The organism is Nonomuraea maheshkhaliensis, assembly GCF_039529435.1.
Taxonomy (GTDB): domain Bacteria; phylum Actinomycetota; class Actinomycetes; order Streptosporangiales; family Streptosporangiaceae; genus Nonomuraea; species Nonomuraea maheshkhaliensis.
Genome location: NZ_BAAAMU010000003.1, coordinates 172,027 through 194,986, shown reverse-complemented (window position 1 = coordinate 194,986; position 22,960 = coordinate 172,027). Strand labels below are relative to the sequence as shown.

Below are 22,960 nucleotides of genomic sequence, written 5' to 3'. Positions count from 1 at the left end.
AGATTGATCAACTACATGAGAAAAGTGCTTCTGAGCTGGGAGGATGGGGCTTGTCTAAGGTCCTGTCCGCGCCAGATCGAGAAGCACTTTCCACGTGAAGACTATCGCCTCCCACCGCACGATCATCGCCTCCGCCGACGGCACCGGGCTGCTGTCCCACGCAGGCAGCCTGCTGCTGCTCAAGACCCTGCACCTCACCGGCCTGGACCGGGCACTGTCGGCCCATCTGGAACGCTGACGACCAGGACGTGCGGTGCACGACCCTGGCAAGATCGTCGCTGACCTGGCCGTCGCCCTCGCCCTGGGCGGGGACTGCCTGGCCGACATCGCCGTACTGCGTGCCCAGCCTGAGCTGTTCGGCCCCGTCGCATCCGACCCGACCGTCTCCCGCCTGATCAACCGGCTCGCCCACGATGAGGCCAAGGCACTCAAGGCCCTGCGCGCCGCCCGCGCTCTGGCCCGCGAACGTGCCTGGCACCTGGCCGGACCCGCAGCCCCAGGCAGCGACGGCGAGCTGATCCCCATCGACATCGACGCCACCATCGTCATCGCCCACTCCGACAAACAGCACGCGGCACCGACCTGGAAACACACCTTCGGCTTCCACCCGATGACGGTCTTCGCCGACCACGGCGCGGGCGGCTCCGGCGAACCACTGGCCCTCGTGCTGCGGCCGGGAAACGCCGGCTCCAACACCGCGGCCGACCACATCGAGGCCACCCGGCTGGCCCTGGCCCAGCTGCCCCAGCACCGCCGGCGGCAGGTGCTGATCCGCACCGACTCCGGCGGCGGCACCCATGAGTTCCTGTCCTGGCTGACCAAGCCCGGCCGCCGGCTGACGTACTCGATCGGATTCACCCTGACCGAGCAGGTGCAGCAGGCCGTCCTGCGCCTGCCCAAGAGTGCCTGGACACCCGCCTACGACGCCGACCGGCAGATACAGCCCGGCGCCTGGGTCGCCGAGCTGACCGGCCTGCTGGACCTGCCGGGCTGGCCGAAGGGGATGCGGGTCATCGCCCGTAAGGAGCGTCCGCATCCCGGCGCCCAGCTGCGCTTCACCGACGTCGACGGCTGCCGCGTCACCTGCTTCGTCACCAACACCAAACAAGGTCAGCTCGCCGACCTGGAGTTGCGGCACCGCCGCCGGGCCCGGGCCGAAGACCGCATCCGGTGCGCCAAGGACACCGGCCTGGCCAACCTGCCGCTACACCACTTCGCCCGCAACCAGATCTGGTGCGAACTCGTCGCCCTGGCCTGTGAACTCCTGGCCTGGATGCAGATGCTCGCGCTGCCCGGCACCGCCGCCCAAAGTTACGAGCCCAAACGCCTGCGTGTGCGCCTGTTCGCGGTGGCCGGACGGCTGGTGCGCGGCGGACGCCGGCTACGCCTTCGCATCGCGGGGCTCTGGCCCTGGGCCCGCGACATCCTCACCGCACTTGCCCGCCTACAAGCCCTGCCCGCACCGACCTGACCAGCCACAAGCCGCCCCTACGACCAGAAAGGAACACCCGCGGGCCCGTGGAACCCCGCCCACCCGGCGCGACAGCCGGGCCAGCGCGCTGACCACAGCACGCAAATCAACCCTCAGCCGGACCACTCAGCCGACCACACCTTGATCACGAAAGATCGAGGCTAAGTGTTGGCAAGCCTAACGCAGCCACCGTTCAATCACCCCAAGCCTCGTGAGATGCATTCAAAGCAGGACGCGTCTGACGCCCGCGCGATTCCGGCGGGTGATGCGTTGTGGGCTGATCAACAGCTTCGTACCTATCGGGTCGTCCCTACTGGGCTGTCCTCTCGAAGGCTCCTGCGCTCCAAGAGCCGCAGCCGACGGGGCCATCAGGTGTGATCACCCAACGTCTGGAGCCGTCACTTGACAACAGAGAAGAACCAACACCTTAGGGCAGGCAAAGGTCCTGGGGATGTCGACTGGGAACACGTCGCGAAGACGCCGTTGCTCAGATTTCACGCCGCACTCATCCTGGGCATCGTCGACCCGACCCTCATGCCTTCTCCCATGAGCGAGGCGCAAGGAGAGTGGGTGCGGCAAAACGCGTGGACGAAGGCTCTGCGCGCCATCGAGAACGTGTACCCGTATGGGATCCACCGCTGGTGCCGCTGCCAGGCCGGCACGTGCTGGAACTGCCTGTCGAAGCGATGCGCCATCTGCGTCCATCGGCAGCACTCACCCAAGAAGGATGACGCTGCGGGGACGGTCACCGATCGTCGAGGTTTCGTGATCGGCGTCATCGTGCACCTACCGCATCAGAAGCCCTGCACCTGGGTGTGCAAATGCCTCTGCAGGCAGCGAGGCGCGATCCCGTCTGCTCCCCTCCCGGAGGCTGTGAGTCCACCCATCGCATCCATACCGGGTACGGCCCGTCGATCTGCTCGCCCTCGGATCGACCAGATCGACGGTCAGGCCGACCTCTTCAACGGCAGCCTGTGACGGCGCAGGGGCCGCCGACCAGACCCTCCCTGTCGTGCCGCCCAGCCGCCGACGGCACGGTCCACGCTCGGTGTCGCAATTCGGTCCGCTCGGTAGGCATCCGACTATGTCGAGGCATGGCACAAGCAACAATTTACGCGGCGAGCTGCAAAGATCCACCTACGTCGCCTAGGATGCGGGTATGGCTGAGGAGTTCAAAGTCCATGTTCCCGCTGAACTTGGGGCTTGAGCGTGGTCCGGAGCTCAATGGTCGTGGCAACGGGCCTGACCTCTCTGGCTGTCGCCGAGTGTATTTCAGCACCACAGCGGAACTTCCGAATCGCTGGCGGATCGTGTATATCGAAGGCGCAAGTGCGCCTCGAGGAACCGCCCGACCTATTCAGGTTGTGGCGGTAGGCGCCCGGAACGCGATGGCTGTCTATAAATCCGCAGCCATCCGACTTGCGCAGCAGCGGCTCAGCGCGGCAACCTTGAGGTCTAGGAGCGCGTACGAGAGCCCATCGCCAGATGAGGGCCGCGAGAAGGCAAAGCGGGCTCGCCAGGCGCAGGCACCTCATCGGCAGCAACGGCGTCGCTGACTTTCTTGGGCGAGACTTATGCCGCTTACTAGGCGTTAGTCCTTCCAGCGGTGCGGTCGCCGCAAAGCTGCGTTAAGTCATCCCGGCTGGTTTACGCCGATGCTGCTCGGCCCTCATCCTGCTATGGACAGTGACCCCTGAATACGAGCACGTTGTACGGCTCTTTACCGATCAACAGCGGGACACGCTGCATTCTGTATACCAATGCTTCGAAGGCTGTTTGTGGTGCCGAAATTACGACCTGAGTCACGCCCCTTTCCTCTCAAATCAGTGAAAACTTATAACGGCATGAGGATGATGTAATGAAATCTATGCAAGAGCTGCTGGCGGTGGCGAATAGTGTGCGGACGGATATTACGCATGCGGCGACGGGTAATGGCGAGGTCGCAGAACGTCTCGTTGTGGTATCTGACGGCGCAATTGCAGTTCCCTACGCAGACGGAATTCAGACGTATCGTAACGGCGGCGTTATTGCCTTCATCAACGATTCGGGTATTCCTTTCGCTGAGCAGGCAGAACAGTTCGTTGAGCTTGCCTCCAGCATGAATCCGCAGGCCGTTCTCCTCGGTGGATCCGCTCTAACCGGAAATCTCGGTAGCGGACTTCGGCGGGTGCTCGCTGTGCAATTGTTCGCGGCGCGCCCGAGAATCCGGCAAGCATGGTTCGCAGATATTACTGATGCTCGTGGGCTGATTATCTCGGTGAGCCCGTGGCGAGAGGCTAAAGCAGGCCCGCCCATCTGGGCGGAACAAATCTTGTCACGCGCCGATAGGGAATAGATCGTCAGTAAGTGCGATGGTGGTGCGGGCTGATCCGGCTAATCCGGTGTGTGGGTTTAGTCAGCGTTCTGAACCGCGCCGAGCTTTGATGGAGACATCCAAGAAACCCAGACCGGTTTATTCCGCCGTGAACACCGAAGGCTTGAATAGTGCCCAGTGCGGATTCTTGCCGATTTCGCTGGCCATGGGCTGATATATCGCCAAAGCCGTATCGCCCCGGAAATTCTCAGCGGATAACTGACATTCCGCTGGGAGCGGCTAGCATCTCAGTGGATAACGCCGTCGCTGTGCCAGTAGAGGCCGGGGCGAAACTCAGCGGATAACAAGAACGGTGGCGAGCGTGGAGTCCCCTGAGGGCCGGACCGGCCGACCAGAGATCGATCAGTGGCTTGACCACGCCGACGCTCAGCAGCCGGCCCTGGCCGAGCTCGTGACGGTCACCGCACACGAGCCGCTGGCGCCGGGTCCTTTCCGGGCGGAACCCCGCCGCGCCCTGGGGGTTACGTAGGGGCGGGTGAACACCTCGCATGAAATGAGCCCTGCGCCGTAGCCTGAGGATGTCGCGTCATCAGGAAAGGTGCAGGGCTTATGGACCACGGTACCAACGATCCGGCGGGCCTGGTATTGACCATCGGGCAGCGGATTCGATACTGGCGCGAGCGGCGCGGCATGAACAGGGAAACCCTGGCCGGGCTGATCGGCCGGTCTCCGTCATGGTTGAAGCAGGCCGAAAGAGACGAAAGGCCGGCGGACTCCCTGTCGGTGCTGCTCCGTATCGCCGATGTTCTGCAGATCCGGGACCTGTCGGACCTCACCGGCGTCCAGTCGATGCCCGTTCGCATGTTCGCCGGCCCTGGTCACCCAGCGCTCGCCGCCGTCAGAGCGGCGATCAACGCGCCGCCCCTGCTGATGCCACGCGGCAAGGTCCAGCCTCTGACCACCATCCGGGCCCGGCTCGACTCCGCCTGGCGAACCCGGCACACATCGCCCGATCATCGGACCGCGCTCGGCAGGCTGCTGCCGGACTTGCTGCACGACACGCAGTTGGCCGCTCGCATGTATAGCGGCGCCGATCGGCGCCGCGCGAACGCGCTTCTGGCCGAAACGTACGGGTTAACGCAGATGTTCGTCGCTTACCAGCCCGCGCAGGATCTGCTGTGGCGGGTGGCCGAGCGGTCCCTCCTGGCCGCCCAGGAGTCGGAAGACCCGATGGCGCTCGCCACGGCTGTGTGGTTCCTGGCTCAGGCGCACCGCGACACCGGCGACTACGACGCTGCCCGGGAGATCAACGAGCAGGGAATGCTGGCCATCCAGCCTCACCTCGACAACAACCCAGCCGACGACCTGCGAGCCATGTGGGGGTCGCTGGCTTTCGAACTGTCATACACCGCGGCTCGGCTCGGTGACACGGCTGAGGCGTGGCGGCAGTGGAGCGAGGCGCAGCGGATCGCGGAAGGGCTGCCCGCGGACTACTACCAGCCCGTGACCTCGTTCTCCCGGGTGATCATGAAGGCTCACGCGGTGACCGTCGCGGTGGAGCTCCACCAGGGTGGGGAGGCCGCCAGGCAGTCCTCCAGCGCGGAGAGCCTGCCTATCCCGTCGCAACCCCGGCGAGGCCGGCACCTGATCGAAGTCGCCCGCGCCTACCAGCTGCAGCGGGACTTCGACGCAATGCTCGGCGCCCTCCAGCTCGCGCAACAGACCGCCCCGGAGACGATCAAGTACAACGGGTACGCCAAGCGGATGGCGTTCGAGCTGGTGGAGTCTGGCCCGTCCTATCTGCGTGTCCCCGCTCACCATCTCGCTGACAAAATCGGCCTAATGGTGTGACCGAAAGTAAGGGACACATTTGTGTCCCTTACTTCGCTGACAGCGACTTACTGTCGGCCCATGACACCGACCGTGGCCATCAGTCAACTCCGGGCTGCCCTAGCCGTACGTGGTGTCAGCACACGTGATGACGACGTGCGCACCAAACACAGCTGCTACAGCACCCTGAGCCTCGGCAGGCTCAAGGTCACATGCGGGCTCGAATACTTCCGGTGGCACACCGGATCGAGAGAGTGGCGGTGGCATCCCGCCAGCGATCCGGCCGGAGCCGCCGAACGGCTCGTGGCCGCCCTCCTGGCGATGAGCGGCCACGAGTCTCCCTCACCCCGTAGCGGATCAAGCGCCCTCGTCATGTCGCTGAACCTTCCAACGCGAGGCTACCCATGTCACTGAATCCCGGCCCAGCAGCCGGACCTATCGCAGGCCCTGATCCAACACAAAGCCGCGTGTACGGCTACCTGAACGGCGGCCAGGATGCGTTCGCGGCGGATCGAGCCCTGGCCGCCGCACTGCGAAAAATCTTCCCTGGCATTGGCGAGGTCGTCCGGGAGAACCGCGTCTGCGTCAACTGGCGCGTCCCCGGCTATCTGGCCAGGCAGGGCTTCCGCCAGTTCCTCGACCTGGGGTGCGGCATGCCGGTGGAGCCGCTGCTGCACGAGTCCGTCAAAGCCGTCACACCCTGCGCGCGTGTCGTCTACGTGGACCAGGACCCGCACGTCGTGGTCCACGGCCGAGCTCTCTACCGCGGCCACGGCCTGGCCATGGTCGAGGGTGACGCAGCCGATGTTTACGCGCTGCTCGACGATCCGGACGTGCGAGAGATTCTCGACCCGGACCAGCCGGTCGCCGTCGTAGCCGGCGCGCTGATGCACTTCATGGACGACCACGAAGCGCGCGGCATGGTGGACGACCTGGCGGCCAGCATGGCGGCCGGCAGCGTCCTGGTCTTCTCCCACGTCACCGGAGACGACGTGACGGAGGAGGACGCCGCCGCCGCGAGGGACCTGTACGAGGAGCACGTCGGTCTCATCTTCTTGCGCTCCGAGAGCGAGATCTTGGATCTGCTTGGCGAGCGCGCGTTGCTCGCGGGCCTGTGCCGCACCTACGAGCTGCTGCCCGAGCACCCCGACGACGTGGCTTTGGCGAGGCAGACCCCGGCTCCGCACTTCTACGCGGGCATCCTGGAGCTGTCGCCGGACCCGGTGCGGGGCACCACGATCGTGCCGTCGCACGAGGGGACGCCCCGCTGATGAACGTGGGTGTGGGAGCAGGGGGCCGGCGCGGAGATCAGCGTACGCACCGGCCGGCCCACGCCCACCGCGCGAGCGGCGACCTCGAGGAGCGCAGCCTCGGATGTCACCGCGAACGCTCTGCGGTGCGGGCACGGCGCCCCGTCCACGGGACCGTGCCCGCGCCGCCCTACTCCTCACCGCCCGGGAACCGGGCGCTGAGGAGTATCCGATGCTTCCGGCCGTGCGCACGCAGCTCACCCCGCCGACACTGCGTTAGCGCGGCCGGTTGGAAGGGGGGAGGCGGGGGCCTGCGATATGGCCTCCGCTTCTCTCAAAACCTTCAGGACAGTGATGACATCCGAAGCGTCCATCTCTGAGCGTTCCTCTGTGGGAGCGCGCCTCGCCCTGGTGGAGAGCGACTACCCCGGGTGGGAGATCACCTACACCTATGACGGGCCGGAATGGAAGGCGGTCCTGCGCAGGAGGGTCACCGAGCAGATGAGGAACCTCGGCATCGTCGAGGAGATCATCGAGGCGGATCCCATCGATCTCGTTGCCGCTCTCGCGTCCCAGGTGCGGAGACTCGCTCTGGTGCGCACATGACGATTCGGCTGATCACCGTCCTGCGGGCTGGACTCACCCGCCTCCGGAGGAGCACCACGCGCTGGTGGGAATGGTGTCCGCCCGAGATCACCGCGGCGGGCATGGCCGATTTCTGGCTGCCGGCGCAGCCCGCCACCGCTACATCCCCTGACGCACCGATAGAGGAGAGACATGGTCACCCTGTACGGAGGATTCCGCCGCCGGAGGACCCCATGACGCAGACAACGGAGGAGGCGGCTCGCCTGTCCTTGAAGGACCTCCCCGACGACCGCATTTTTGACGCCATCACCCTGCACAGCGGCGGGGGCGAACTGCTGAGAGTCGAGTACATGCCCGTCAGCCTGGACGGCGGCGCGCTGGTCGCGCGTCTGGAGTTCAGCGACGGAAGCCGAGCAGTCCTGAAAGCCGCGAGGAGAGGCGGCCGCGCCGGCGAGCAGATGCAGCGGGAGATATGGGCCCGCACCCACGGCATCAGCGTGCCCGGCCCGCCACTGTTGTGGGCCGGCACCGTCGACCAGTTCCACATGCTGCTCACCCGCTACGTCAACGACTTCTACCGCAACAGCCCGAGCCTGACCTCCGGGTCGCCTGATCTGCCGGCCGTGCTGGATGGGCTGGCCGCTTTCGAAAATCGGCGCACCGCCGACAGCGTGCCCGGCGGCGCGCCCCTGTTCGAGGAGGACCTGGTGCCGGTCGTGCAGGACGCTTACAGCGTCCTCGACACGCTGCCGGACCTCGATCGCGACGTCTGGATGTCGGCGCTGCACCGCGTTGATTTCCACGCGGTCGCCGGCACCACCCTGCTCCACGGGGCTCTGGTGCCGCGGCATCTCCTCGTCGCGCCGGGGAACCCTCTGGTGATCGCCGACTGGGCGGGAGCGGCGTACGGACGCGCGTGGGCAGACCTGGTGCCGTTCGGCGTGCATCTCGTGTGCGCTGGATGGCTGCCGGATGCGGCGGAGGAGCTGCTGCAGCGCACCTTCCCCTGCTGGCGTCAGGCCCCGCATGGAGCGGTCACCGGCCTGATCGCCGCGTGGACGCTGCATCAGGCGCTCCTCGCGTCCCACACACCCCCTACCGCCCTGCAGTCCGCAGGCCTGGCCTGGGTATCGCATCGGCTTCGACCGGTTTAGCTCACTTCCCCAGCTGCGAGCCTCCCCGAACCCCCACCCCTTAGGCCTGCAGCCCCGCCGTCACAGGATGCGAGCCCGTCCTGGGGCGGCGGGACCGTGCACCGGCATCACCTTCGCGTTCTCCTACGCCAAGGCGAATCGATCAATCACCCGCGAAGTCTACGTTGTAAAGGATTGGGCGGCTGAGCCAGTCCCTGGTCTCATGTCGGCCAGCAGCAATGCTGTCCCGGGAGAGGAGGAACGGCATGGGACGGATGATGCGGGCGGCACACGTACTGGGCAGCGGGCCGTCGCTGCCGGAACTGGGGGACGCCTTGTGCCGGCTCGCCGGACGGCAGCCTCCGGGCCCTGGCCCGGGCCGGGAGCTGATGGGTGCGCTGCTGCGGTGCCTGGACACGATCGACGCCGGTGCGCCGTGCACGCCACATGCTCTGGCAGATGCTGCCGACTCTCCGCTGGGCGTCGGCCTGCCCGCCGTCCCCTCGCTGCTCAGTGAGGCCTTGGCGGGGTTCGACGTCGGCTTGTTCCGCCTGTCGCCGGCAGCTCTGACCCAGGCCGCGCGCGAATTGACGGTCCGTCGTCGTGAGATCGACACAGGTATCAGCCGGGCTTTCGCCGCTTCGGATGGGCGAAACGCTGCCGAGTACATCGGCCCGGATGGATGGGAGCCGCGGGATCACGCAGGCGCAGAGCATCGGTTCGCCGAGCGCGTGCATGCTGATCTCGCGGCCGCGCCGCTGTCTGGCCCGCAAGCTTTAGCCGTCCTTCGCTGGGCTGTTCGCGCTCGCGTGGCCGAGCTCGGCGATCTGCTCCTGCGGCTGTCGGGACCGATCGCGCCGCTGGCCTGGTGGTGTCCGCCAGCCCGGTGCCGCAGCGAGGCACCTGCCGGCGTCGATCTCGTCGCGTGGGCGTGGTTTCGGATTCCGCAGGGGGCAGCAGCTTGTACAGGCCCGCTCGCGCTCTGCTGGCCGCCGCGGTCCCTGTCCTGGAGCTGGCCCGCCACTACGACGACGATCGCCTCAACCGCGCCGCGCTGGGCGCAGCGTGGCGACCCGGGTCACCGTCGAACTGCTGGAGGGTGGCCACGGCGAGGACGGGGTACGCCGGCCCGCGCGACGTGCTGGATGTGGAGCTCGCCGGCGCGAGCGTGGTCGTCCAGACCGTGCGGCACGGCAGCCTGCCCACCGACGGCCTCGCCCTGCTCGACTGGGACGCCCTGCTGCGCGCGGCGGCCGCCGCCTACGACCGGGCCACCGCGCATCTGCGCGAGGAACGCGAGCCCGAGGCCACGCTGTGACGGCTCTGCTGGTCCGGCCCGACCCCGCCGCAAGAGCGGCAGAGCCCGGCCGCGGCGGCTGGAGCTACCGTGGGTGCGATGTGGCCAGGCCGGGATGATCGGGACGAGCGCGGCCTATCGGAGTCACGGGTCGAGCGCTTCGGCCTATAGCCCGAACAGCTCCAAGCACTCGCGTACACGGTCGACCGTGATGCCGGGCATCCGATGCTTCGCCCACGCGGCCGCGTCGAGCAGCATGCGGTGCTCGACGACCCTTCTCCCTCCTTCGGCGTAGGCGCGGCGCCCGTTAGTGATGTAGCCGAGCTTGCGCGACACCCGCTCCGAAGCTGTGTTGCCGTCGACGTAGGAGGTGTGCGCCTCCACCGCGCCCAGGTGCGCGAACGCCAGCTCCAGGACGGCGGCGCGCGCTTCGGTCCCGTACCCGTGGCCCTGGCGAGTCCGGGTGATCCACGATCCGGTCTCGACCGTGCGGACGGCCGCGAAGCCGACCGCCCACATGTTCTGCAAGCCGACCGCGACGCTGTCGACGCGGATGGCGAGCTGGAGGTTCCAACTGTCCGGTCGCCAATGAGCCAGGGCCCGCCAGTGCCGCTGCAGCAGGTGCCGCTCCCGCTGCGGTGACGGCTCGTACAGGTAGGCCTGCTGGAACTGAGGCTCCCCGGTGGGTTGAAGGTCGCCGGAGGCCTCAGCCAGGTTGAGCAGGTCCGCCGTGTCGGGGATGGCGAGCTCAAGCCGCGGGGTGGTGATGCGCAGCGCGAGCAGCGGCCACCAGACCGCCAAGCCGTCACTCATCGGCCGGGCTTCCTACGCGGTGCCGTTGGGTTCGTCGCTGCTGTGGCTGATGCTCGCGAGCGTCGGCCGTTCGGTGGTCCCGCTCGTGCAGGGCACGGGCTTCCAGGCCGGGGGTCGCCCGCCGTGGTGAACCCGCGGTCGAGGGCGCGCAGCCGCACGCGGGCGGTCGCGCGCAGGGACTGCGGCGCGATGGTATCGAGCACCTCGTACGCCAGTGCGGCGTCGTCCGCCCGGCGTCGCCGGGCGGACGACGCCGGGCGCCTGCAGGAGTGTATGCCTGAGCGCGCCAACAATCGGGGACGACTCCGGTCACCGTACATGCAGCGAACGCCGCGCCTCATTTATCACGTTATGGGCATCTCCGCCATACACTGCTGATTCGCGCAGCGTTTTCCATGCGCGAAGGTAGGAGGATATGCTTTCGGCGTCATCGATCCACAATTCTGCGTGCCAATTCTCCACGATGACTCGCCGATCATCGTAGATCCAGAAGGCAGTGGCCGGGGGGATCTTCAAGGACGCAGAGAGTGGGATGATGCCCAGCTCCACTGTGCTCAGCCCGATGACCCCGGAAAGACGGTCGAGTTGGGCGGCCAATATTGAGGGAGAGCAGTTCAGGGCGCGAAGCGCGGCCTCCCACATGATGATGTGGAATCGTTTCGTCGAGTCGTACAGCGCTTCTTGCCGTCGCACCCGTGATTGCACGGCTTCTTCAGTATCGCGCGGGGCTTGCTGGAATTCCGCATACCGCGTGAAGATCGACCGGGCGTAGTCTGGCGTTTGAAGAATTCCGACGATCATGGCGCCCTGCCAGACGTGAAAGGTGCGTGTCGCCGCGTACTCCGCATTCAATGCGTCCTGCACGGGCCTGTGTCCTGCGACCAGCTGGCGGCGCCATGATCGAATCTGGGACTCGAAGCCGCGCAGCCTGGCGAGCAGTTCGTCGTAGACTTCGGGCTGACCGGTCCCTTCTGCCCACATCCGCAGATCATCGGGCGTAGGCGTCGTGCGTCCGTTTTCCAGCTTGCTCACTTTCGATTTCTGCCATCCCCACAGGGCGGCGAGCTGTGTGCCGGTGAGCCGACCGTTAGGCGCGGTGAGCCGAAGTTCCCGTAGCCGCATGCCCAGCGCTTCGCGTGCCTGCTGATAGTCCGTGCTCACCGGTACACACCTGTTTCTACTGCTCCTTCGTGGTCAGGGCGACCGCGAACTTCTCGTACGGGATGGCGTGATGCATGGCGGCGTCACGTGCCATGCAGTACCGCACCACCTCGGCCGGCTCGGTGATGAGTTCGACGTTGACCAGGTTGTCCGCCTCATCGAAGTTCAGCCGCGCGACGAGCCGCGAATCGAAGATCCAGAAGTCTTCGGCGGGCAGGTTCAGCTCCTCGGCATCCCTGCGCCAGAGGTTCATGATCGTCTCGCCGACGGCGCTGTTACGCCGTGCGTTGTCGAGCAGATAGAGCTGCCCTATCGTCGGCGGCTGGTCGACGATGCGAACACGCTCGATCCGCTTGCCGAGTGCCGCCTGCGTGCGGCGGTTGGCGCACCACTGTGCATCGACGTCGTCCCAGTCGACGGGTTCGTTGCGGGTGAACTGGGCGTAGGTCGTGGTCAGTTCGTCGGAAGCGTAGCGCCCTCGTGCTTCCAGACGCCATGCGGTGTGGCGGAAGGTGGTGAACAACTTGGCGAAGGCGTCAAGGTCGATGGTTTTTGCCTGGCGGGTCACGTCTTTGGGCCCCCAATCCACGAGTAGGTCGCGGGGCACCACGATCGCTACCTCGCCGTCGCTCAGATGCTGAAGCTGGGCGACGTCCGCGGGGTCGATGAGCTGCGGGCCCTGCACGATGATCTCGCCTGTACCGATGTCTTCATGTACTGCGGGGCAGCCGTCATTTCCGCTGTTCGTGCCGTTGAAGCGCAGGCGTCGCGCCATGAACTGGTCCTTTCGCTGGGGGATGACCTCACCAGCTTCGCCCGAAGCCGGCCCTCCCCGGACGCCGTCCCGTCAACTTTATGGGGAACATCGGGGAACTTCCATAGCTAGATGAGGAACTTCGGGAAACTCCGGTGGCGGCTCCTCGCCTCGCTTCATACGGTTGCCGTCATGGCAACGGCAGATGAGCCGCAGGACGTCGACCCGTATGAGGTGGTGGAACAGGCCAGGGCGGCACTGGATGAGGCGGGGATCGTCTTTCCGTCTCTCGGAGTCGACGGGGGATCTCCCAGCCCCGGGCTCGTGAATTTCGGCCGCGTTCACCCCGACGTGGCCCTGCGGCTTGTGATGGCTCTCCGGCGTGGGAGCGGCCCGGGCACGGTGGGGCGGGGTAACTCTCCTCCGGAGGTGAACAGCGCGCCGGTGCCGCAAGCGGACTCGACGTCGTCCGCGGCCGGTAGCCCAGCCTCCAGGCAGCGTGACGCCTTGGAGAAGTAGATGACGTTCGGTCACGCCACCGCAGCGGCGTGAGCCAGCACATCGAATATCGGAGATCCGACCATGACGACCTACAGGGCCGGCCTCGGTTGCCCCGGCGGTTTCTGGAGTATGCCGGTGGCCGATCACGTGATCGGCGCGCTGAGCGCCTGTGCCGCGGTGCCCGGCTCCTGTTCCGGTGACGGCGGAGCCAGTCTTGGCGGCGAGTTCTGCCGTGCTGATCACGCCAGGAGAGCGGGAACGTTTTGTGCCGCCGTGGTGAACCGGTCGATCGGCCACGAGAGCACCCGGTCGAGCGGCGGCGAGTTGCACCTCCCCGCCGGCAACCAGCCGACGGCCACGCCAGAGACCCTCCGGGCCGTGAAGGCTCCGTCGCGTCAGCCGCCTAACCCGCCACGGCGGGAGAAAAGGCGGCCTTCGCCTGCCACCGCGGTGGTGACCGCCGGCCGCGCCGTCGGCAGGCTTGCGCGGCAGCGGCCTCTTCACCCTGTTAGCCGCCGCCCGCTCAAGCTCGGCTGCGCCTTCACCCCCGGTCCGGAGCAGTGATGAACGCCGACGCACCCACCAGCACGCCCCAGCCGCCGCACGAACTCCTGACCGAGGGCGAGAAGAGACCTTGGGGCATCGATCCCACCGCCCCTGCCGCCGCCCTCGCCCAAGCGGCGAGCCTCTCGCCCGCGCTCGCAATGCCCGGCGAGGCACCGATGGCCGCGCTGATGGACGTGCGTACGGCACTGGCCGAGCGCGGCGTGAGCGCGTCGATCGTCTTCCGCAACGGCTCGCCTCGTCTGCTGATTGCCGGCGCTTCGCCGCTGGCCCGTTGGGAAGAGGGCTCGTTCACCTGGGGTCAGGAGGACGTCTCACCTCCGAGCGGCTCTCCCCGGCCTGATCGTCCGTCGCGGCACATCAACGCCCACGACTGCGCGGCCGCAGTGGTGACCGCGGTGGTGTCCGCGGTCACCACGAGCCCCGCTCGGCTGGCGGACGAACCTGCCCGCCAGCGCGCCCTCGTTGCGTCCGCCGGTGACAACGATCCCGTGGCGGGCGTGTACGAGCCGGCCGGCCCGGCAACCGCATCGACCGCGTTGCCTGCTGCCCGCTGGCATCCAGAGTTGCAGCATGCGTGCGAGGCCCTGGCGAAGGGCGCGCTGATGTTTCATGATCTGTCTGTCGAGCTGGCCAGCCCGGCAGAACGCACCTCGCCCGCACACCGCGCTGGCCAGGCCCTCGCCACGGCGCTCGACGCACACAAGGATGTCGGCTCCGTCGCCATCCCGATCAACCCGTGGGTGAGCGCCGTGTGGGCCTGCCAGGGCCTGATCGTCCTCACCGACGGCGCCTGTTTCGTGTGGCCACAGATGACGGAGCACGGCGGGCAGCTCAGATGGCGTGTCGTCCACGATCTGCAGCGCGCCGTACAGGGCGCGCGGCATGAGCGGGCAAAACGATTCCGCAGGCCGCTCGCCTGAACCACCGCTGCCGGCCTCGAACAGAGCCAGCCGAGCAAAGCTGAGCAGAGCGTCTGGTTGCGCGCCGGCTGTCCAAGGGGAGGGTACGGCCTGCTGATGCCGGCCCTTCCCGACCCTGCCGACAGCCACCCCCTTTGTCCTCTCCCCTCTTTCAGGTGATCATGACTACGAACTCTTCTCCCCCGCCGCCGCCCATCATGGCGGGCCGGCTCGGCCCCATAACGGTGCTCGTCGCCGCGCTCACCCTGGTGTGCACCGTCGGGGCGACGATTGCCGTCATCGGTGTGGAGACCGCCTCGCCGCTGCTGAGGATCGCCTTGCCCTCCGCCGCTGTCGCTGGGGTCATCGTGTTGGCCTTGACCGTGCTGCGAGAGCGTGAACAGCGACGCGTGCTCGCCGACTTCAAACGCCTGCACATCGCGCACCAACAGCTGCGCACGTCCGCTAGCGCGCGTGAAAGCGCCCTTCGTGCGGAGGCCCGCGAGCTCAACCAGCAGTGGCGCGACGCCTGGGACGACAAAACGTCGGCCGTGCAACGCCTGACCACCCATCTGGTGCAGGAGCGAATCGCCGCGGTGGTCAGGGGCGCTCCCATTCCAGACGCGCCGTCCGAGCCCCGGGCTGGGGACGACATCGCCGAGGCGCTCCACGGCGTGGTGCAGGTCGTCAGGGAAGAGATCACGCGACGTGATGCCCAGCACGCCGACCGCCACGAGGCGCTGCGGCAGGTGCTGGTCGCTCTCGCCCGGCGCGTGCAGCCCTCTGCTCATCGCATCCAGGAGTCCGCCACACGCCTGGCCGACGCCCGGATCAGCGACGAACTCGTCCAGGAAACGATGATGCGCATCGACCATGCCGCAGCCCAGCAAGCACGTGCGGCGCAGAGCCTGGCCGTGCTCTGCCGCGAGTGGCCGGGTCAGCAGTGGCCGGACCCGATGGCGTTCGTCGAGGTCGTCCGCGCCGCCTCAGGCCGCATCGTGGACTACCGCCGGGTCAAGGTGATCGGCGACCACACCCTGGCCGCCGCAGCTTCGGTGGTGGAGCAGCTCATCCATCTGGTGGCCGAGCTGCTGGCGAACGCGACCTCGTGTTCCCCGCCCACCACCCTGGTCGAGGTCGAGGTCCGGCAGGTACAGCGCGGCGCTGTGATCACCATCGACGACGGCGGCGTCGGCCTCGATGAGCACCGGCTCGCCACCTACACCGCCATTGCCTCAGGCGAGCGGCTGCCCGAGCTGGAAGACATGGTGGATGCCTTGCAGACGGGGCTGCTCGTGGTGGGCATGCTGGCCCACCGCCACAACTTCCGTGTGAGCCTGAGCCACTCGGCCTTCGGCGGCGTGCGCGCCGTCGTGCTGGTCCCGGAGGAACTCGTTGAGATTCTCGCTCCTCCAACCACGTCCCCCCACGCTTTCGTCTCGCCCGTTCCCACCGAAGCAGCGCCGGCCAGCGCTCGCACCGCAGCCGCGGCAGCGAGTCTCCACACACCGGCCGGGGCCGCGGCCAGCGCGGTTGACGGCCTGCCCCAACGGCGCTCCCCCCGCCGCAGCGCGGCGCGAAGCGACCCGCGTCCGCCTGCCCCACCCGTCCCCGCCGCCGAACAGCGAGCTGACCCTACCGAATTCCTCACCCGCTACCTCGACGGGGGGCGCATCGGCCCAGCAGCCTCCCCACCACCCTCAGCCCACCTGCACCACCCCGCCGCACAGAAAGAAGAACCATCATGATCGACAACAGATGGATGATCGAAGAAGTCGTCGAGACCCCCGGGGTAGCCCACGTCGTGGTCTCCACCGCTGACGGCCTGGCCAAAATCTGGTCCGAGGCAACACCGCGTGACGAGGTGGACCGGCTCGCCGCCGCGTGTTCCGGGCTGATGTCGCTGTGCCTTCAAGTGGGCCGCGCTCACGGCACCGGCTCCTGCGCCGTGCAGGAGGTCATGGCCAAGTACGAGGGCGGCTGGCTGTTCGTCCGCGTCGCCGGCGAGGGCTCAAGGCTCGCCGTCGTGGTGAACTCCAACGTCGACCCCCGGCTGGTGTCGCAGCAGATGCAGACGGTGATCAAGCGCCTGGGCGAGCAGACCTTCAGCACACCAGCGCGCAACCCATCGGCCCCATGAACGAGCCCGCCGTGCCGCCGGAGTACACCGACCAAGCGGTGCGGCCGTATGTGATGACAGCAGGACGCGTCAGCCCTTCACGCAACACCGTCGGCGTGGACACGCTGCTGATGACCGCCTCGGACGGGCCCGCGCTGCCGTTGACGGCCACCCGGGAGCAGCGCGACCTGCTGGCCATGTGCGTCCGCTTGCATCCGCTGGTCGAAGCCGCTGCCCGGCTGCGCTTGCCGGTCAGTGTCGTCACCATCGTGGCATGCGACCTGATCGACTCCGGACGCCTGCGCGCCCGTTCCCCTGTTCCTCAAGCCGGGCGTCCCGACCCGAGACTGCTGCAGGAGTTACTCGATGGCCTCCGGAAACTCTGACCGCTACAGGCATCTGCCCGACAGCGTGCACGAGGTTGCGAAGATCCTTATCGTCGGCGGGTTCGGCGTCGGCAAGACCACACTGATCGGCTCGGTGTCAGAGATCACACCCCTACGCACCGAGGAGGCGATGACGCAGGCCAGCGTCGGCGTAGATGACCTCACCCATCTGCCCGACAAACACGAAACCACCGTCGCGCTCGACTTCGGCCGCATCACCGTCACACCGGCGCTGGCCCTGTATCTGTTCGGCGTACCTGGCCAGCACCGCTTCTGGAACGTCTGGGACGGGCTCGCCTACGGCGCCGTCGGCGTGCTCGCCCTCGTCGACACCCGCCGCCTGGACGACAGTTTCGCCGTGCTGGACCAGCTCGAAGGCTTCAGCGGGCTGCCGTTCGCCGTAGCCGTCAACGTCTTTCCCGACAGCCAGCCCTACCCCCGCGACGCCCTGCACAACGCCCTTGATCTGCCCCCGAGCACACCGCTCATGACATGCGATGCCCGCAGCCGTCAATCGTCCCTGCAGGCGCTGATCACCCTCGTCGAACATGTGACCACCCTCGCCCCCGCTCCCTTCTAGGACCGCGCATGCCATCCGGCGACCCGACCGAACACCCGACCCCTGCCACGACCGAACGCGCCAGCTGCACCACGGGGCTGATGCCGCTCTCGCAGATCACCGCATCCTCCGACCCGGCCGTGCTCTATCAGCGCCTGCGCAACGACTGGGGCCCGGTGGCCCCTGTGGAGCTGGAACCCGGAGTGCGGGGATGGCTCGTCATGGGCTGGGCCGACATCAAAATCATCGCCAGCAACGAGGCGCTGTACTCTCGCGACGCCCGCAACTGGCGCGACCTCAAGAACGGCATCGTCGCCCAGGACAGCGGACTGGGCCCGATGATGTTCTGGCGCGCCAACGTCATCGGCCATGACGGCCGCGAGCATCGGCGCCTGCGCGCCCCGCTCGACGACCTGGTCTCCCACATCGACCCGCGGCGGCTACGCCGATCCGTCGAATCCCTGTGCACGGACCTGGTCAGCGGCTTCGCCGCCCGCGGCAAGGCCGACCTGATCTCCGAATACGCCGCCAGCATCCCCATGCTGGCGGTGGCGGGCTTGTTCGGTATCGAGACCCGCACGGGTTTCCAGTTGCTGGCCGGCCTCATGGCCTTGTTCGGCAGCGGCGACGACTCCCAAGCCGGCAACGCCGACTTCGAAGCCATCCTGGCCAACGTCATGCACGCACGCCGGTCCCGGCCCGCCGACGACCTGACCCACGCGCTGATCACCCACCCGAACCTGCGCAACGACGACGAGATCCTCCAGTCGATGGTCGTCATGATCAGCGCCGGCTACGAGACGACCTTGATCTGGATCGCGCAAACGTTAAGGCTGATGCTGACAGACCCCCGCCTGGCCGGCCGTGTCAACGGAGGCCGCCTGGGCATCGACGAAGCGCTGGACGAGGTGCTGTGGCGCGACCCGCCGATGACACACATGCCGACCCGTTTTGCCCTGCGCGACACCGAACTCGGCGGCCGCAGTATCCGCGCCGGCGATGCCCTCGTCCTGGGCCTGGCAGCGGCCAACAGCGACCCGCAGATCCGCACCAGCGGCGAATCCGCCGTGTCCCTGGGCAACCGCTCCTACCTGGCCTTCAGCATGGGACCCCACCAGTGCCCCTCCCGCGACCCAGCGCGCGTCATCACCCGCGCCGCCGTGGAAACCGCCCTGACCCGGCTACCCGGCATGAAACTGGACATCGACCCAGCACAGATTCCCCTGCGCCCTTCACCATGGACGCGCTGCCCTGCCGTCTTGCCCGTCGTGTTCCCCCCACCGCCCGCCACCGCGTGACCACAAGGCGCTTCGCCTCTCCCTACCTCCGGAGGAGCCCATGCCCGCTCACCACCAGCCCACCCCCAGCGCCCGCCGAGCCGACACCTCTTCGGCCGATCAGATCCCCGTCATTACTCTGGATCCCACCGGCGCCGACCACCACGAGGAAGCGGCTCGCCTGCGTGCCGCCGGCCCGGTCGTCCCTGTCCTGCTGCCCGGCAATGTCCCCGCCTGGACGATCACCCGCCATGACCTCCTGCTCGACGTGCTCAACAGCCCCGACGTCAGCAAGGACTGGCGCACCTGGACGTGCGTGCGCAACGGCGTCATCCCCGACGACTGGTCCCTGACCGGCATGCTCAAGGTCACCAACATGGTCACCGCGGACGGCGCCGCACATCAACGGCTCCGCCGGCCGGTCACCCGCTATCTCACGGCCCGCCGTCTCCAAGAAATGCGCCCCCGCATCACCACCCTCATCGGCGACGTCGTCGACACGTTGTCCACGTACGCAGGCAACGCCGAGATCGTCGATCTGCGCCAGCATTTCGCCTACCCCATCCCGATGCAGGTGATCTGTGAACTCGTCGGCGTTCCCGAAGCCGATCGCCCTGTGCTGCGCCAACTCGTGGAGTCCATCTTCCGCTCCACTACGCCACCCCATGAGGTCATCCAGACACAAGCCGACATCTACCGTGTTCTCGGCCAGATCGTCCAGCTGCGTCAGGAACAGCCCGGACCCGATCTGGCCAGCGACCTGATCGCCATTCAACGCCACGACAACGCCGCGCTCACCGACGACGAGCTGGTCGGCACACTGTGGCTGATGATCGCCGCCGGGCACGAAACCACGGTCAGCCTGCTCCTCAACGCCATCCGCGCCCTGCTCACCCACCCCGGCCAGCTGATCACCGTACAAGAGCGCGCTCACACCGACCCGCACCGCACCTGGACCGCCGTGGTCGAAGAGACCCTGCGCGTCGATGCCCCGATCGGAAACTTCATGGCCCGCTACCCTCGCACCGACATCACCATCGCCGGCGTCACCATCCCAGCGGGTGACGCCATTCTCGCCCCTTACAGCCTCCTCGGCCGCGACCCCGACCACTTCGGTCACGACGCCCACCTCTTCGACATCTCCCGCCCCAACGTCCGGCACTTGGCCTTCGGCGGCGGCCCTCACGCCTGCCCGGGTGCCGGACTGGCGCGGATGGAGGCCGCGCTGGCGCTGTCCGCCCTGTTCACCCGTTTCCCGGCCATGCAGCTCGCCGTGCCCGACAGCACCCTCACGCCCATCGCGTCCCTGTTCTCCAACTCTGTTCAAGCCCTCCCGGTAATCCTCAACCCCGGGACACCCGCCTGACACACCATCGAGGCGACAACCGGCGACCCGGGAGACGACCTCGCCAGCGCCGGAGCCGGCAGGCTATGCACCAGACAGCTTCGGTGGGCAGCCCCCTCAGCTATGGGAGTCTGGGCCGCCTGAATGAATCGCTGATCACGGGCGTGGACGGTCTGCTAGCCGTTCGTTCTGGCGATTGGCAGAGTCGACGCTGCGCGGGCACGCTCTCACCACCGTCGCCCGATCGCGGTGACATCTGGCGTGCCTCTGTTCCGCCCCAGTGAGGGAGGCTCGCGAGTCGTCGTTCCGCCTCGCGTTGACTTACTTTGTAAAGGGGCCCGGGACGGTGCAGAGATCTATCTCTCATCACACAACGGAACGGACTTCGTCCGTATGTCCTCCAACAACCAGGGCTCGCCTTGCCACCCACGGCCCCTTGGCTCCCGGCCAGGGAATGAGGTCCGATCGGCAGCCATCGTAGTCTTCCATGCCGGTGGCGGCGCCGTGGTGCTGAGCGCGGGCGATGTTGGCCAAGGAGCGATGGTTATCTGGGTTCTTGGACTCTTCTCGCATGTCAGAGGGAGATGATCTTTTCAGGCATGTAAGGCATGTTGACTGGCTCTCAGAGCACGGTGCGAATAGCCAGACGCTCCTGTGGGCATTCGGCGATCTCGGCGCCTTGACCCCTTTAGCAGGGATCGACTGAGTCGGGTTGCGGAGGTTCCTCGCCCTCACGGCTGGGCGAGACGTCGAGCGGCGTGGGGGTCTCCTTGCTCGGCCCGGGCGCGTAGCTCCTCCATCCGTCCCTGTTCGACCAGCAGATCCGCCAGCTGTCGCGACGCGTACTCATCGCCGGCGTCCGCGCGGGCGCGTAGGAGGGAGATGGCCTCGTCGGCGCGGCCGTGACGAGCAAGCAGGTCGACCTGCTTCCGCTGGTCACCGCGGCTGCGCAAGATGGCGAGGGCCGCGTCCACGTGACCGTTCTTGCCGAGCACATGAGCCAGTCCGTAGGCCGGATGGTCCTCGGGGCTAGGGGGGATGCTGTTGATGACGGCGACGGCCTCCTCAACCCGCCCTTGCTCGGCGAGCACGCGGGCCAGGCCCTGGGCGGCGAGTTGGTCTCCGTCATCGGCCCGGGAGCGCAGCTCCTCCTCCCGTCCCTGCTCGGCGAGCATTCGAGCAGATGCCAGGATGCATCTCGACTGCCGCCGTCAGCGGCTGCGCGCAACTGGTCGATCCGCCCGTCCTTGGCCAGCAGGTTGGCCAGTTGCCGGGCGAGGTTAGCGTCGCCGGCGTGGGCGGCAAGCAGCGTGATGGCCTCGTCCGTCCTGCCCTGGGCGGCGAGAACACCGGCGAGTCGGGAGACGGCGCCAGGATCTCCATGAGTTATCTTTGGTGACTCTCAGCCGTGCAGCAAGTACTTTAAGTAGTGTTAGCGGCTACTTGGCGCACAGTATCTAGAGGTCCGTACGGCATGTTGAGCAGGTCAGCTGCGCGCAGACAGAAACCGACCCTGACCGGCATCTGACGGCCTGGGAAGCGCTCGAAACCCTGGCCCTCCTGGCCCGAGAGTGAGGGATCTGAGGTTCTCAACACCCGGCTAATGTTGCTCCGCATGGCGCACACCGAGATCGAGATCACCGCGGAGTTGGTACGGCAACTGCTACTCGACCAGCACCCCGACCTGGCCGATTACCCTGTGAGGCTCGGCGCGCGGGGCTGGGCCAACCAGCTCTGGCGGCTCGGCGACGACCTCGCCGTCCGGTTGCCCTGGATGGGGGAGACCGCGGACGAGCTACTGCTCAAGGAGCACGCCTGGCTGCCCGCCCTCGCCCCGCGTCTTCCACTGCCGGTTCCTGTCCCGCAGCGTCTCGGCGAGCCCTCCGCGCGGTTCCCGCGGCCCTGGATCGTCACCACCTGGGTGCCGGGCGAGCCCGCCGACCACGCCCCCGTCACACGCGGCGCGGAGGCGGCCGACGCCCTGGCCGCCTTCCTGACTGCTCTTCACCAACCCGCCCCCGATCAAGTGGACTCCGCCGGCCAGGGCGGCCGCGGAGCGCCGTTGGCCGACTGCCATACGGGGTTCGCCAGACAGCTCGCTGAGGCCACCGAGAGGGGGCTCATCCCCGACCCGGACGCCGTCCGCGCGGTCTGGGAAGACGCCGCCGCCGCGCCCGCCTGGACAGGCCCCGCGCTCTGGCTCCACGGAGACCTGCATCCGGCCAACGTCCTCACCCAGAACGGCACCATCTGCGGCGTGATCGACTTCGGCGACCTCTTCGCCGGCGATCCGGCCTACGACCTTGCCGCCGCCTGGGCCCTGCTGCCAGACGACGCCCTCGACCGCTTCCACGCCGCCTACCGACCGGCTCCGGACGCCGCGACCCTGCGCCGCGCCCGCGGATGGGCAGTACTGCGCGCTTTCCGCGGCATGCTCATCGGCGAAGCCGGCGTTCACGGCCGCCCAGGGGGCAAAACCACCTGGGGTCCACCCGCCCACGCCGCACTACGACGCCTCATCGCAACGGCCCATCGCTGATTGGCAGCCTCTCCACCCTCAAATGTTTCGCACTGAACCCGACCATGCTTGGCATGCTGCGGTCTACTTGCCATACGTGAAAGAAGAGATCATCGTCCTCTGAGCTGCTCAAAGGGTCCAACAACCCTAGATAAGACACGAACCGCGGGCCCGGACCACC

General features: G+C 67.5%; 20 protein-coding genes and 1 pseudogene. 17 read left to right on the top strand and 4 right to left on the bottom strand.

Translation table 11 applies throughout. From position 1 onward, the window contains the following. The first annotated feature begins 94 nt into the window (after positions 1-94). The 8 genes and pseudogenes from ABFX54_RS03845 to ABFX54_RS03810 all read left to right on the top strand — a co-directional run bounded on the left by ABFX54_RS03845 (position 95) and on the right by ABFX54_RS03810 (position 9,901). Positions 95-1,471: pseudogene (locus ABFX54_RS03845) on the top strand (IS1380 family transposase). A 402-nt stretch (positions 1,472-1,873) separates the two neighbouring features. Further along, positions 1,874-2,449 carry a DUF6248 family natural product biosynthesis protein gene (locus ABFX54_RS03840; protein ID WP_346101473.1) on the top strand — a complete coding sequence of 192 codons (576 nt, stop codon included), beginning with the start codon at positions 1,874-1,876 and terminating at the stop codon, positions 2,447-2,449. Positions 2,450-3,338: 889 nt separating this feature from the next. After that, complete coding sequence (locus tag ABFX54_RS03835) at positions 3,339-3,806, top strand: hypothetical protein (protein ID WP_346101472.1); 468 nt, start codon at positions 3,339-3,341, stop codon at positions 3,804-3,806. Positions 3,807-4,394: 588 nt separating this feature from the next. Then, the gene (locus tag ABFX54_RS03830; protein ID WP_346101471.1) at positions 4,395-5,636 is read left to right on the top strand and encodes a helix-turn-helix domain-containing protein; all 1,242 of its coding nucleotides are present in this window, start codon (positions 4,395-4,397) and stop codon (positions 5,634-5,636) included. A gap of 383 nt (positions 5,637-6,019) precedes the next feature. Continuing rightward, on the top strand, positions 6,020-6,886 hold the full coding sequence (locus tag ABFX54_RS03825; protein ID WP_346101470.1) for an SAM-dependent methyltransferase: 867 nt from the start codon (positions 6,020-6,022) through the stop codon (positions 6,884-6,886). A gap of 369 nt (positions 6,887-7,255) precedes the next feature. Further along, positions 7,256-7,471 (top strand): hypothetical protein, encoded by a 216-nt coding sequence (locus ABFX54_RS03820; protein WP_346101469.1) that lies wholly within the window; start codon positions 7,256-7,258, stop codon positions 7,469-7,471. After that, positions 7,468-8,604, top strand: a complete 1,137-nt coding sequence (locus tag ABFX54_RS03815) for a phosphotransferase family protein (RefSeq protein ID WP_346101468.1) — start codon at positions 7,468-7,470, stop codon at positions 8,602-8,604. Before ABFX54_RS03820 ends, ABFX54_RS03815 begins: the two co-directional genes overlap by 4 nt. Positions 8,605-9,544: 940 nt before the next feature. Continuing rightward, positions 9,545-9,901, top strand: coding sequence for a hypothetical protein (locus ABFX54_RS03810; RefSeq protein ID WP_346101467.1), 357 nt, complete (start codon positions 9,545-9,547; stop codon positions 9,899-9,901). A gap of 144 nt (positions 9,902-10,045) precedes the next feature. Here the strand turns inward: ABFX54_RS03810 and ABFX54_RS03805 are convergent, their stop codons facing one another. The 3 genes from ABFX54_RS03805 to ABFX54_RS03795 all read right to left on the bottom strand — a co-directional run bounded on the left by ABFX54_RS03805 (position 10,046) and on the right by ABFX54_RS03795 (position 12,629). Next, positions 10,046-10,693: a GNAT family N-acetyltransferase gene (locus ABFX54_RS03805; RefSeq protein ID WP_346101466.1), complete on the bottom strand. Its 648-nt coding sequence runs from the start codon at positions 10,691-10,693 to the stop codon at positions 10,046-10,048. A gap of 309 nt (positions 10,694-11,002) precedes the next feature. Then, positions 11,003-11,854, bottom strand: coding sequence for a helix-turn-helix domain-containing protein (locus tag ABFX54_RS03800; RefSeq protein ID WP_346101465.1), 852 nt, complete (start codon positions 11,852-11,854; stop codon positions 11,003-11,005). Between the two features lie 16 nt (positions 11,855-11,870). Next, the gene (locus ABFX54_RS03795) at positions 11,871-12,629 is read right to left on the bottom strand and encodes a DUF6879 family protein (RefSeq protein ID WP_346101464.1); all 759 of its coding nucleotides are present in this window, start codon (positions 12,627-12,629) and stop codon (positions 11,871-11,873) included. 1,043 nt (positions 12,630-13,672) lie between these two features. Between ABFX54_RS03795 and ABFX54_RS03790 the strand changes: the two genes are divergently transcribed. From ABFX54_RS03790 to ABFX54_RS03760, 7 genes are all read left to right on the top strand, one after another. After that, positions 13,673-14,596: a hypothetical protein gene (locus tag ABFX54_RS03790; RefSeq protein WP_346101463.1), complete on the top strand. Its 924-nt coding sequence runs from the start codon at positions 13,673-13,675 to the stop codon at positions 14,594-14,596. Between the two features lie 155 nt (positions 14,597-14,751). Next, positions 14,752-16,323 carry an ATP-binding protein gene (locus ABFX54_RS03785; RefSeq protein ID WP_487047316.1) on the top strand — a complete coding sequence of 524 codons (1,572 nt, stop codon included), beginning with the start codon at positions 14,752-14,754 and terminating at the stop codon, positions 16,321-16,323. Continuing rightward, positions 16,320-16,715, top strand: a complete 396-nt coding sequence (locus ABFX54_RS03780; protein WP_346101462.1) for a roadblock/LC7 domain-containing protein — start codon at positions 16,320-16,322, stop codon at positions 16,713-16,715. Before ABFX54_RS03785 ends, ABFX54_RS03780 begins: the two co-directional genes overlap by 4 nt. Then, on the top strand, positions 16,712-17,080 hold the full coding sequence (locus ABFX54_RS03775; protein WP_346101461.1) for a DUF742 domain-containing protein: 369 nt from the start codon (positions 16,712-16,714) through the stop codon (positions 17,078-17,080). Before ABFX54_RS03780 ends, ABFX54_RS03775 begins: the two co-directional genes overlap by 4 nt. After that, complete coding sequence (locus ABFX54_RS03770; protein WP_346101460.1) at positions 17,061-17,660, top strand: GTP-binding protein; 600 nt, start codon at positions 17,061-17,063, stop codon at positions 17,658-17,660. Before ABFX54_RS03775 ends, ABFX54_RS03770 begins: the two co-directional genes overlap by 20 nt. 8 nt (positions 17,661-17,668) lie before the next feature. After that, a complete protein-coding gene (locus ABFX54_RS03765; protein WP_346101459.1) occupies positions 17,669-18,937 on the top strand; it encodes a cytochrome P450 family protein in 1,269 nt (422 codons plus the stop codon). Positions 18,938-18,977: 40 nt separating this feature from the next. Then, positions 18,978-20,282, top strand: coding sequence for a cytochrome P450 family protein (locus ABFX54_RS03760; protein ID WP_346101458.1), 1,305 nt, complete (start codon positions 18,978-18,980; stop codon positions 20,280-20,282). A 710-nt stretch (positions 20,283-20,992) separates the two neighbouring features. Here ABFX54_RS03760 and ABFX54_RS03755 read toward each other — a convergent pair. Next, positions 20,993-21,436: a tetratricopeptide repeat protein gene (locus ABFX54_RS03755; RefSeq protein WP_346101457.1), complete on the bottom strand. Its 444-nt coding sequence runs from the start codon at positions 21,434-21,436 to the stop codon at positions 20,993-20,995. A gap of 8 nt (positions 21,437-21,444) precedes the next feature. On the opposite strand from ABFX54_RS03755, the gene ABFX54_RS03750 reads away from it, so the two are divergent. Both ABFX54_RS03750 and ABFX54_RS03745 read left to right on the top strand, forming a co-directional pair. Beyond that, positions 21,445-21,660, top strand: coding sequence for a hypothetical protein (locus tag ABFX54_RS03750; protein ID WP_346101456.1), 216 nt, complete (start codon positions 21,445-21,447; stop codon positions 21,658-21,660). Positions 21,661-21,876: 216 nt separating this feature from the next. After that, a complete protein-coding gene (locus ABFX54_RS03745) occupies positions 21,877-22,800 on the top strand; it encodes an aminoglycoside phosphotransferase family protein (protein WP_346101455.1) in 924 nt (307 codons plus the stop codon). The last annotated feature ends 160 nt before the right edge of the window (positions 22,801-22,960 follow it).

Excerpts from the sequence above, each read along its gene's own strand:
- ABFX54_RS03835 (WP_346101472.1), top strand. The coding sequence starts at position 3,339 with ATGCAAGAGCTGCTGGCGGTGGCGAATAGTGTGCGGACGGATATTACG.
- ABFX54_RS03830 (WP_346101471.1), top strand. The coding sequence starts at position 4,395 with ATGGACCACGGTACCAACGATCCGGCGGGCCTGGTATTGACCATCGGG.
- ABFX54_RS03825 (WP_346101470.1), top strand. The coding sequence starts at position 6,020 with ATGTCACTGAATCCCGGCCCAGCAGCCGGACCTATCGCAGGCCCTGAT.
- ABFX54_RS03815 (WP_346101468.1), top strand. The coding sequence starts at position 7,468 with ATGACGATTCGGCTGATCACCGTCCTGCGGGCTGGACTCACCCGCCTC.
- ABFX54_RS03805 (WP_346101466.1), bottom strand. The coding sequence starts at position 10,693 with ATGAGTGACGGCTTGGCGGTCTGGTGGCCGCTGCTCGCGCTGCGCATC.
- ABFX54_RS03795 (WP_346101464.1), bottom strand. The coding sequence starts at position 12,629 with ATGGCGCGACGCCTGCGCTTCAACGGCACGAACAGCGGAAATGACGGC.
- ABFX54_RS03790 (WP_346101463.1), top strand. The coding sequence starts at position 13,673 with ATGAACGCCGACGCACCCACCAGCACGCCCCAGCCGCCGCACGAACTC.
- ABFX54_RS03780 (WP_346101462.1), top strand. The coding sequence starts at position 16,320 with ATGATCGACAACAGATGGATGATCGAAGAAGTCGTCGAGACCCCCGGG.
- ABFX54_RS03775 (WP_346101461.1), top strand. The coding sequence starts at position 16,712 with ATGAACGAGCCCGCCGTGCCGCCGGAGTACACCGACCAAGCGGTGCGG.
- ABFX54_RS03770 (WP_346101460.1), top strand. The coding sequence starts at position 17,061 with ATGGCCTCCGGAAACTCTGACCGCTACAGGCATCTGCCCGACAGCGTG.
- ABFX54_RS03765 (WP_346101459.1), top strand. The coding sequence starts at position 17,669 with ATGCCATCCGGCGACCCGACCGAACACCCGACCCCTGCCACGACCGAA.
- ABFX54_RS03760 (WP_346101458.1), top strand. The coding sequence starts at position 18,978 with ATGCCCGCTCACCACCAGCCCACCCCCAGCGCCCGCCGAGCCGACACC.
- ABFX54_RS03755 (WP_346101457.1), bottom strand. The coding sequence starts at position 21,436 with ATGCTCGCCGAGCAGGGACGGGAGGAGGAGCTGCGCTCCCGGGCCGAT.
- ABFX54_RS03750 (WP_346101456.1), top strand. The coding sequence starts at position 21,445 with ATGCCAGGATGCATCTCGACTGCCGCCGTCAGCGGCTGCGCGCAACTG.
- ABFX54_RS03745 (WP_346101455.1), top strand. The coding sequence starts at position 21,877 with ATGGCGCACACCGAGATCGAGATCACCGCGGAGTTGGTACGGCAACTG.